Annotated in this window: 7 protein-coding genes and 1 pseudogene; 7 read left to right on the plus strand and 1 reads right to left on the minus strand. The window is 29.7% G+C overall.

Annotated elements, in window-relative coordinates; all coding sequences use genetic code 4:
• The first annotated feature begins 212 nt into the window (after positions 1–212).
• Positions 213–1,486: pseudogene (locus EHV01_RS01190) on the plus strand (glucose-6-phosphate isomerase).
• A gap of 36 nt (positions 1,487–1,522) precedes the next feature.
• Here EHV01_RS01190 and coaD read toward each other — a convergent pair.
• Positions 1,523–1,945 (minus strand): pantetheine-phosphate adenylyltransferase, encoded by a 423-nt coding sequence (gene coaD / locus EHV01_RS01195; RefSeq protein WP_422065848.1) that lies wholly within the window; start codon positions 1,943–1,945, stop codon positions 1,523–1,525.
• Between the two features lie 245 nt (positions 1,946–2,190).
• On the opposite strand from coaD, the gene EHV01_RS01200 reads away from it, so the two are divergent.
• The 6 genes from EHV01_RS01200 (at position 2,191) to truA (ending at position 10,611) form a co-directional block, all read left to right on the plus strand.
• Positions 2,191–3,858: a ribonuclease J gene (locus tag EHV01_RS01200; RefSeq protein ID WP_422065849.1), complete on the plus strand. Its 1,668-nt coding sequence runs from the start codon at positions 2,191–2,193 to the stop codon at positions 3,856–3,858.
• 102 nt (positions 3,859–3,960) lie between these two features.
• On the plus strand, positions 3,961–6,963 hold the full coding sequence (locus tag EHV01_RS01205; protein WP_422065851.1) for a DNA translocase FtsK: 3,003 nt from the start codon (positions 3,961–3,963) through the stop codon (positions 6,961–6,963).
• A 159-nt stretch (positions 6,964–7,122) separates the two neighbouring features.
• Complete coding sequence (locus EHV01_RS01210; RefSeq protein ID WP_422065852.1) at positions 7,123–7,989, plus strand: energy-coupling factor transporter ATPase; 867 nt, start codon at positions 7,123–7,125, stop codon at positions 7,987–7,989.
• The gene (locus EHV01_RS01215) at positions 7,977–8,894 is read left to right on the plus strand and encodes an energy-coupling factor transporter ATPase (RefSeq protein WP_422065853.1); all 918 of its coding nucleotides are present in this window, start codon (positions 7,977–7,979) and stop codon (positions 8,892–8,894) included. The genes EHV01_RS01210 and EHV01_RS01215 overlap by 13 nt, the downstream gene beginning before the upstream one ends.
• A 5-nt stretch (positions 8,895–8,899) precedes the next feature.
• Positions 8,900–9,871 (plus strand): energy-coupling factor transporter transmembrane component T family protein, encoded by a 972-nt coding sequence (locus EHV01_RS01220; protein WP_422065854.1) that lies wholly within the window; start codon positions 8,900–8,902, stop codon positions 9,869–9,871.
• Positions 9,871–10,611 carry a tRNA pseudouridine(38-40) synthase TruA gene (truA, locus tag EHV01_RS01225; protein WP_422065855.1) on the plus strand — a complete coding sequence of 247 codons (741 nt, stop codon included), beginning with the start codon at positions 9,871–9,873 and terminating at the stop codon, positions 10,609–10,611. Before EHV01_RS01220 ends, truA begins: the two co-directional genes overlap by 1 nt.
• Positions 10,612–10,721 lie beyond the last annotated feature (110 nt).

Genomic DNA, 10,721 nt, shown 5'->3' on the forward strand with positions numbered 1-10,721 from the left:
YGAATAATTCTTTATCATTAATAAAATCAAATTTATCAAATTTCATAATTTTAGATTCCTATAATTTCTATTTTAAATATATTTTATAGGAATTTTAAAATAACTAGCTTATGCAAGAAGTCTAGTGAAAAAATTAATTCACTAACAAGCAAATAAATTAAAATTTTTACAAATGTAAGGTTTTTTAGATAGAAAGCAGGCATATTATTAAAATGATTAAAGTAGATTTTACTAATGCATTAGCCGAATCTGTTTTTAACAAATATTTAGGGCGAGTTAAAGATATTCACCAAATGATTCATAATAAAACAGGATTAGGAAATGATTTCCTTGATTGAGTTGAGTGACCAAATAATTATGATCAAGCAGAGCTTGCAAAAATGAAACAAACAGCAAAGAAATTAGCTAGTGAAATTGACGTTTTATTGGTAATTGGAATTGATGGGAGTTATCTTGGTGCGCGAGCAGCAATTGAAATGATTAATGGGTTATATAGTCAACAAAAAGTAGAAATCATTTATATTGGGAATACAATGTCTTCAACTTATACAGCACAAGTTTTGAAATATCTTCAAGACAAAAAATTTGGAATTTGTGTTGTGTCTAAATCAGGGACAACAACTGAGCCAGCAATTGCATTTCGTCTTTGTAAAGAGCTTTTAGAAAAAAAGAAGGAAGCCTAAAAGCAGCCAACTTAATTGTTGCTATTACAGATAAAGAGAAAGGTGCTCTAAAAATATTAGCTGATAAAGCAGGTTATCAAACCTTTGTTATTCCGGATGACATTGGGGGAAGATATTCAGTGTTAACCCCAGTTGGTATTTTTGCAATGTTAGTAAGTGGTATTAATGTTGATAATGTCTTTAAAGGAGCACAACAAGCTTATCAAGATACTTTAATTGATGATTTCACTAATCATGCCTATAAATATGCTGTTGGACGTTATATTTTAAATCAAGAGGAAAAATATAAAGCAGAAATGCTTGTAACTTATGAGTTACAAATGTAGATGATTACCGAATGATGGAAACAATTATTTGGGGAATCAGAAGGAAAAAATTCAAAGGGTTTACTACCATTATCGTATGTTTTTTCGACAGATTTACATTCTCTTGGTCAATTCATTCAAGAAGGGACAAAAAATATTTTATTTGAAACAGTTATCGCAATTAAAGAACCACAAATTGATCTTAACCTGCCAAAAGCAGCAGTAGATACCGATGGTTTAAATTATCTCGCTGGAAGAACATTGCATGAAGTAAATACCATTGCTGTTGAAGGCGTTGTTGCTGCTCATACAAAAGTTGGGCATGTTCCAAATATTGTTTTAGAATTTGCAACAATGGATGATAAAATGTTTGGTTATTTAGCATATTGATTTATGAAAGCTTGTGCAATGTCAGCTTACTTGTTAGAGATAAATCCATTTGATCAACCAGGAGTTGAGATTTATAAACAAAATATGTTTAATTTATTAGGAAAATAAAAGACAAAATAAAAAATATTGAAACTCAATATTTTTTTATTTTTTTAATTGCTTAATTTGGTTTAAAAAAGTTGAAGAAATTTCATTCAAACCATAATCGGCAATAAAAAAAATTGTTTCAAGATCTTTATTTAATTGTTTATTAGCAAAAGCTAATTCCATTTCATATTTTAAATCGTTATTATTTCGTAGGCCTCGAATAATATATTTAGCCCCTAATTGTTTAACAAAATCACTAGTTAACATTTGGTCATTAATAACAATTTCAATATTTAAATTAAGGTTTTGACAAGCTATGGCAGCTTGTTTAGCACGCGTTTTAATGTTCGTTTGATTTGATTTTTCTAAATTATTCGTAATTACAACATATAATTTTGAAAAGAGAGTACTTGCTTTTTTAATAATATTAAGATGACCATCATGAATTGGGTCAAAACTACATGGAAAAATTGCTTTCAAGATTATTTTCACATCCTTTTAAATATTATTATTTTAACTCAAAAAATGTGTTATGATAATAAAAATATGATATTTTTCCGATTATTTGGATATTTTTTTAATAGTAATGTATAATAATTAAGATTACATTTATTTAGAGAGATTACATTTGTATTAAGGGGAAAAATGTATAAATACATTTAAAAAATAAAATGTAAATAAGTATTAATTAATGAACAGCGAATAGAAAGTAGACGATTTTAATTATGGCAAAAATTAATTTTTTCGCTCTTGGTGGATTAGACGAGCGAGGTAAAAATTTATACTGCATTGAGGTAGAACAAGATATTTTTATTTTTGATGCGGGAACAAAAAATCCGGAACGTGGAATTTTAGGAATTGATGTAGTAATTCCTAATTTTGATTATCTAAAAGAAAACCGTACTCGAATTAAAGGTGTTTTTATTACAAAACCTTCGGATGAATGTTCTGAAGCACTTACTTATATTTTAAAAGAATTGGCACTCCCAGTTTATGGAAGTGATTTAACTTGTAATATTTTAAAATTCCATTTACAACGTTTTAAAGTTCGTGGGAAAGAAGAATGTTTTCATGTTATCAATGCAAAAGATATTCTTGATTTTGGTTTATGCAAGGTTGAAGTATTTTCAACAACAACAAATATGCCAAATAGTTTTGGTTTTGCATTGCATACACCTGATGGCACAATTATTTATACTGGAGATTATATTTTTGATGCTAAAGCAGACCCTAATTTTGCAACAGATTTACAACATTTAAATCAAATTATTGCTAAAAATAAGGTATTATTATTTTTATCAGAAGCCTCATCAGCTTCACGCCGTGATTATACAGCACCAAACCATAAGATTAAAAATTATATTGAACGAGCTGTTAAAGAAACAGAAGATCGTATTATTTTAGTTTGTTTTGATCAAGATTTACATAAAATTAGTGAGTTATTTGATTTAGTTCGTGAAAATAATATTTCAGTTGGAATTTATGGTCAAACTTTATTAGAGTCATTAAAAGTGTTATCGGATAGTAAAAAACTAAATTTCAATGGAATTAATTTAAAAGGATTACAAGAAGCAGTTAAAGAAGAAAAATCATTAATTATTGTAACTGGTAGTGGAGAACGTTTATATAGTCGTTTGATTAAAATTGCTTCTGGTAATGATGATATTCTAGATATTAAAGAAAGTGATACAATTATTTTAGCAACACCGCCAAACCCAGGAAGTGAATTAAATCATGCCAATGTTTTAGATGAATTAGCACGAACTGTCGCAAAAACAATTGCTTTATCGGATAAAAAAGTTTGAACAATGACAGCAAGTTATGAAGATGTTAAATTAATGAGTTCAATTATTAATCCAAAATATTTTGTGCCAGTGAAAGGTTTATATAAAGATTTTGTGCAAGCAAAAATGGCAGCAATTGAAGCTGGGATTAATCCAGAACATATTTTTATTGTTGATAATGGCAAAGGTCTTGAATTTATTGATGGTGAATATACGAAAAAAAGTAATAAGGTAAAAACCGCTGATTTATATGTTGATGGGATTGGCGTTGGTGACATTGGAGCAGTTGTTTTAAATGAACGAAAGCAATTAGCTACTGATGGAGTTGTTATTATAGGAGTTTCAATTGATAGTAAAACAAAGGAATTGGTTTCTTTAATTGACACGCAAATGCGAGGAGTAATTTATATTCAAGAAAATAATGATATTTTCCGTAAAATGCAAAAAGTTATTATTGAAATTATTGAGAAACATTATAAAAAAGCTGTTGTTGGTGAAATGTATGATGTCAATGAAGTAAAAAATGAAATTAGATCGACAATTAGTTCATTTGTTAAAACAGAAACAGGAAAAACACCAATTATTTTAGCAATTGTGAATGAAATTTAATTTTATGATATATTTATAGTAGATAAATATTTGAAGTTTTTAAAGTGTATGGTCATATTTAAAGTAATTTTTAAATATTTAGAATTTTAGGAGGGCTGCACTATGGAAAAGAAATCTTATGATGATCAGTTATTAAATGATCAGAATGAGAAAACTGCAATCTTAAAAGTCGAAAAAAAGCAGCGTCGTAATGATTCCATCGGGTGAGTAATTGGGGCATTATTAGTGACGTTTTTTACTATTCTTGCCATAGGGCGAATTACTTTAATTGGGCAATTTATTGATGATGTTTTATTTACATTTGCATTTGGCTGGTTTAAGTATTTAATGTATTTTGTATGCTTAGTGCTAGGTTTGACAATTTTTATTGGAGTACGGATTCGATTAAAATCACGGGTAATTTGAATGGTGGTAACCTTTATCATTTTATCCTGCTGATTGGTAAGTAGCATTTTGTTAATTTATCAATATGCTAACGAGCAAATGGCGTATTTTGATAAAACTGTTTTTTTAGATGTTGTTAAGAATTATTTGCAACGGTGACAAGATGCATCAATTTTTAATCCTAATCCAAACCATCCGATAACATTTGTTGGTTTTAATGGTGCTTGAATTACTTTATGTGCTGGAGGGGGTATGATTGGCGATCTTTTAGCTGGGATTGCTAGTTATACTACCATTTTTGGTTCATTAATTTTGTGTTTATCAGTTTTTTTATTATGAGGAAGTTGAGTCACAACCGGAACAGCAATTGGGATGTTTTTACCAAAAAATGAACGTCAGCAACAAGGTGTACGTGTATTACGTTTATCAGCAAATCGACGTCAAAAGCAAAATATTTACCAAAATTTTAATATTCCTGATGAGGAATTATTTTCAGTTCGGCAAGTTATGCATACAACAGAAGCATCAGATATTACAATTCAAATGCCATCATATACAGCCTTACATGACCAACATTTAATTGATGATTTAATTGCGGATGATTTTGTTGGTAAGAAAAAAATGAAACAAAATTATGTTTGTTTTGATAATCAAACTAGTTCTACACCAGAATTACGAAAAGAACCTTTCAATGCAAAAGAACCTTTTAATGATTATCATTCAGGGCCTTCACAGTCACCACATTCTTCGCAATTGCCGCACCGTTCACGAATGCAATTAACACCGGATCAATATATTCAACCACGTAATCGCCGTAGTAATAATACGCTTAATAAAAAACTTGATGATTTACCAGTGTATGGTTCTTCTTATGGAAAAGATATTAATATTGATGTTGCACGCGATAAGTTGAATTCAGCAACTGATATCACGCCTTTTGAAAAAATTAATCGAGGTAGTAATTCAACAACTTTAAAGCAAACATCATTTTATGATGAACAATTACCAACAGAAGAATTTAATCCAACGCCATCAGAGCAATTTGAAACAGTTGATATTAATGAAGGAATTTATCATCGACAAAGTAATTCAGAATATCATCATCCATTAGAACCATATCAAGATGAATATTATTCGAATTATGAGCCACCATTAATGGATCAACAACATTTTGACATGCCGTATCAACCATCCCACCGTGTTATGAAACCCAAGTCAATTGAGATTAATAAAAAAAATAGTCAAACTATTTCGCGCCGAAATACTTTTAATAATCCACATTACAAATTACCAAATTTAGGTTTATTAAGTCCAAAGGAAGATAACCGTCGTAATAATGAACGAAATAAACTTGCTGCGCAAAAGAAAGCAGTGAAAATTAATCAAGTTTTTCAACAATTTAATATTGCTGCTAGTGTCCAAGGAATTAATATTGGCCCAACTATTACAAAATTTGAAGTTCAAATGCAACCAGGAGTGAAAGTTAACAAAATTATGCATTTAGAAAATGATCTAAAATATGCTTTAGCGACTCAAAATGTTCGAATTGAAGCCCCAATTCAGGGAAAGTCAGCGGTTGGAATTGAAATTGCTAATGAAATTAGTAATAAAGTAACATTACGTGAAATTATGGAACGGTTACCATTAGAAAAACAAGATCATAAATTATTAGTTGGCATTGGTCGTAGTGTGAACGGAGAAATTATTTTTGTTGAATTAGATAAAATGCCACATTTATTAGTTGCTGGTTCAACAGGTAGTGGAAAATCTGTTTGTATTAACACCATTTTATCATCGCTAATATTACGAACAAAACCATCGGAAGTTAAATTATTATTAATTGACCCAAAACAGGTTGAATTAGTTGTTTATAATAATTTACCCCATTTATTAGCGCCAGTTATTACAGATACTAAATTAGCAAATTCTGCCTTAAAAAAAATAATTGCTGAAATGGAACGTCGTTATAGTATGCTATCAGAACGTGGAGTCCGCAATATTGAATCGTTTAATAAAAAAGTTACAGCAAAAGATCGCTTACCTTATATTGTTGTTATAATTGATGAATTAGCTGACTTAATGATGACAGCTGGAAAAGATATTGAAGATTCAATTATGCGAATTACGCAATTAGCTCGTGCCGCTGGAATTCATATGGTGATTGCAACACAACGACCTTCAACAGATGTTATTACCGGGGTAATTAAAACAAATATTCCATCGCGAATTTCCTTTTCAGTTACTTCAGCAATTGACTCTCGTACAATTTTAGACCAAGGTGGGGCTGAAAAACTAATTGGGTATGGTGATATGTTATATGCGCCTGCCGGGCAAAATATTCCAACCCGTGCGCAAGGGGCATTTATTTCTGATGATGAAATTCAACGATTAGTTGAATTTTGCCGTGCTCAACAAGAACCTGATTATGATGAAGAGTTTTTAAATATTGAAATAAATAGTGAAACAGGAAGTAGTAATGAAAACGATAATATTGATTCATTGTATCAAGAAGTTAAACGTTTTGTGATTTTAAATCAAAAAGCTTCGACATCTTTAATTCAACGAAAATTCTCAATTGGATATAATCGTGCTAGTCGTTTAATTGATGCTTTAGAAGAAAATGGGATTATTGGTCCACAAAATGGAGCAAAACCACGGGATGTCTATGTTCAAAATATTGACTTAGATGATAATCCTTTTAATGATGGCGGTTATTGATAGAGCGCAGATAATTTACAAAAAAGTAATGATTTATTGTGTATTTATAATTTTTATATATAATTAATGGTATAATTGGAAAGATAAAATTTCAATTAATATTTTTAAATATTGAGTATATAATTAAAATATTATGTAAAAAAACATTAAGGATGAGAAGAAATGGCAAAAAAAACAAAAAAAATAAATGCAAGGTTAGAGAAACTAAATGATATTTCATTAAAATTAACTGATGTTGAATTTCGCTATCGGGAAAATCATCCTAATGCTGTTGATGGAGTTAGTTTTGAAATTAACCATGGGGAATATGTTACAATCATTGGACATAATGGTAGTGGAAAATCAACAATTAGTAAAATTATTATTGGTGTTTTACGCCCACAAAAAGGGAAAATTGAAGTTTTTGGTAATGAAGTTCATTCATCAACAATTACAGGAATTCGAAAATTTTTAGGAATTGTGTTCCAAAATCCAGATAATCAATTTATTGGCTCAACAGTTCGTGATGATATTGCATTTGGACTTGAAAATCGCCAAATTCCGCAAAAAGAAATGCAAGCAATTATTGATAAAGCTGCGGCAAAAGTTGGTATGAATAATTTTCTTGACCATGAACCACTAATGTTATCAGGAGGGCAAAAACAACGGGTTGCAATTGCTTCAGCACTAGCATTATCACCAGATATTATCATTTTTGATGAAGCCACAAGTATGTTAGATCCAAAAGGACGAAAAGAAATTAAACAAATTATGGTGGATTTAAAAGAATCACGCGAAAAAACAATTATTTCAATTACGCATGATATGGATGAAATTTTAAATGCTGATAAAGTGATTGTTATGAATAAAGGTCAAATGGTTAAATGTGGAAAACCACATGAAGTTTTGTATGATGAAGAGTTTTTGAAATCAATTCATTTAGATGTTCCTTTTGTTTCAAAAGTCGTTGATAGTTTACGCTTAAATGGTTTAAAAGTGAAAAATACACTAGATCTTAGAGAGTTGGTGGATGAGATATGTCAAAAGTAAAAAAACAACCTAAAATTGAAGCATTACAAAATGTTGATATTACATTCATAGATGTGTCTTATGTTTATGCTCCTAAAACACCTTATGAATATACTTCCTTGCAAGATATTAATGTTGTTATTAAACCTGGGAAAATTACTGCTATTATTGGATCAACAGGAAGCGGCAAATCAACCTTAATTCAACATATCAATGGTTTATTAATTCCAACGACAGGAGTGGTTGATGCAAATGGTTTTATTATTAAAGCAAAACAAAAACGCATTAAAAATATTAAACAATTACGAAAATCAATTGGCTTAGTGTTCCAGTTTCCAGAATATCAATTATTTGAAGAAACAATTGAAAAAGATATTATGTTTGGTCCAGTTCACTTGGGCGAAAATAAAGAAGTTGCTCGAGAAAATGCCAAAAAATATCTAGAAATGGTTGGTTTACCATTAAATTATTTAGAGCGTTCACCATTTGATTTATCAGGAGGGCAAAAACGCCGGGTTGCGATTGCGGGAATTTTAGCGATGGAGGGTAATACTCTAATTTTAGATGAACCAACCGCTGGATTAGATCCTGAAGGTGAAGAGGATTTTATTAAATTATTTCAACGGATTAATAAGGAACAAAATAAACGGATTATTTTAGTAACGCATAATATGGACCATGTTTTAGAAATTGCTGATGAAGTTATTGCTTTAAAAGAAGGCCGAGTTTTAAAAGTTAGATCACCATTTGAAATTTTTAAGGATAAAAATTTATTACAAGAATTATTAATTGAACCACCAAAAATTTATCATTTGATTTATCAATTGCAAGAAAAAGGTCTTGATTTAACAAATGTTAATATTCGTAATATTGACCAATTAGCAAAAAAAATTATTGAACATAAAGAACAAAAAAGAAAGGGATAAAAGAGATGCGCTTATCATTTGGACGTTATATTGCTTATAATTCCCCAATTCATCGAATGGATCCACGGGTAAAATTATTTATGTTGTTATCATTAATGATATCAATCTTTTTTTCAACTGGTTTTACCGGTTATGCCATTTTAGGAATAACAATTTTTAGTTTGTTCTTTTTAGCCAAATTACCGCCAAGGTTATTACGAGCATTACTAAAACCAATCTTATTTATGTTTATTATTTTGTTGTTAATTAATTGCTTTTTAGTTACGGATGGTTATATTGGATGACATTGAGGTGGAAAAGCAACAGCAACAGGGCCTGTTGCTGCGGGAGGAAAAAGTTGATTTGCTTTTTCTGAAAAAGCTATTTTTAATGCCCTTTATATGGCATGCCGGATTTATTTAATGATTTTAATTACAACAATTTTAACGGCAACAACGCGCCCATTAGATTTAACTTTAGCGTTAGAAGATTTATTAAGTCCATTAAAACTAGTGCGCTTTCCAGTTCATATTTTATCAACAATTATTTCAATTGCCTTACGAATGATTCCAACTTTAATTGAAGAAGCGGGACGGATTATGAAAGCGCAAGCCTCACGTGGGGTTGATTTTAAAAATGGTCATTTTAAAGATAAAATTAAGTCAACAACAGCGTTAATTATTCCATTATTAGTATCAGTATTTCAAAAAGCTGAAGATTTAGCATATGCAATGGATGCTCGTGGTTATGACCCCCATGCCAAACGAACACGTTATCGTCATTATCGAATTCATTTTCCTGATGTGTTATTATTTATTTTTGGAGTTGGAATTGCTAGCATTATTATTGCTCAATCAGTAACAATGGGGCAATATGAAACTTTTTATCAAGTTTGACATTGAGATAACAATTCTAATGGATGAATATTTGATAAAATTAAAACAGGATTTTTACAAATTCGGATTCCACATACTGATGAATTTGTTTTAGGATGATAATGTTATATTTATTATTAAGTATTGAATATGATGGTTATGATTATAGTGGCTGAGTTAAACAAAAAAATGCTCGAACAATTCAAGGTGAATTGGAAAAAGCATTTTTTGGTATTTGTCATCAAAAAATTTGAACTTTAGGAGCTAGTAAAACGGATGCTGGTGTGCACGCTTGTGATCAAAAGGTATTAGTAAAACTAACATTCCAACCACGACATTTAGCTTTTTTTATTAAAACCGTTAGTCAAACTTTACCACCAAATATTAATATTAAAGGATATCAGTTTGTAGCTGAAAATTTTAGTGTTCGAACTGCAAAAGTAAAAGAATATGTTTATACAATTAATGATCAAGAGTATGATCTTTTTAACCACCGTTATGAACTTAAAGTTAATGCACCATTAAATGTTAAAAAGTTACATCAAATTAGTCAAATTTTTGTTGGAACACACGATTTTGCTTATTTTGCAGGGGTTAAACCAACCGAGGATATTGCAACAGTACGGACAATTAACAAAATTTGGGTTAAACGAAACAAAGCAAAAAAAATTGAAATTCATTTTAGGGGGAAAAGTTTTATTCGTTATCAAATTCGCATGTTGACACAAACTATTTTAGCTTGTTATGCTGGCAAAGTTAGTTTAACTGAACTACAAGCACAATTAAACTGTCCGCCTAAAGGAGCAACAACAAAATATTGTGCAAAACCATATGGTTTATGTTTGAAAAAAATTAAATATTAAAATAATTTCTTTAATTTTGTCGAAAACTCTTGATATTTATAAAATATACCTAAAATTAGGTATATTTTTAATATATGGAGGTAAATAATTAATGAAAAAAATAATTARAW

It is taken from the genome of Spiroplasma sp. hy2, from assembly GCF_044714365.1.
GTDB classification, from domain to species: Bacteria; Bacillota_I; Bacilli_A; order Mycoplasmatales; family Mycoplasmataceae; genus Spiroplasma; species Spiroplasma phoeniceum.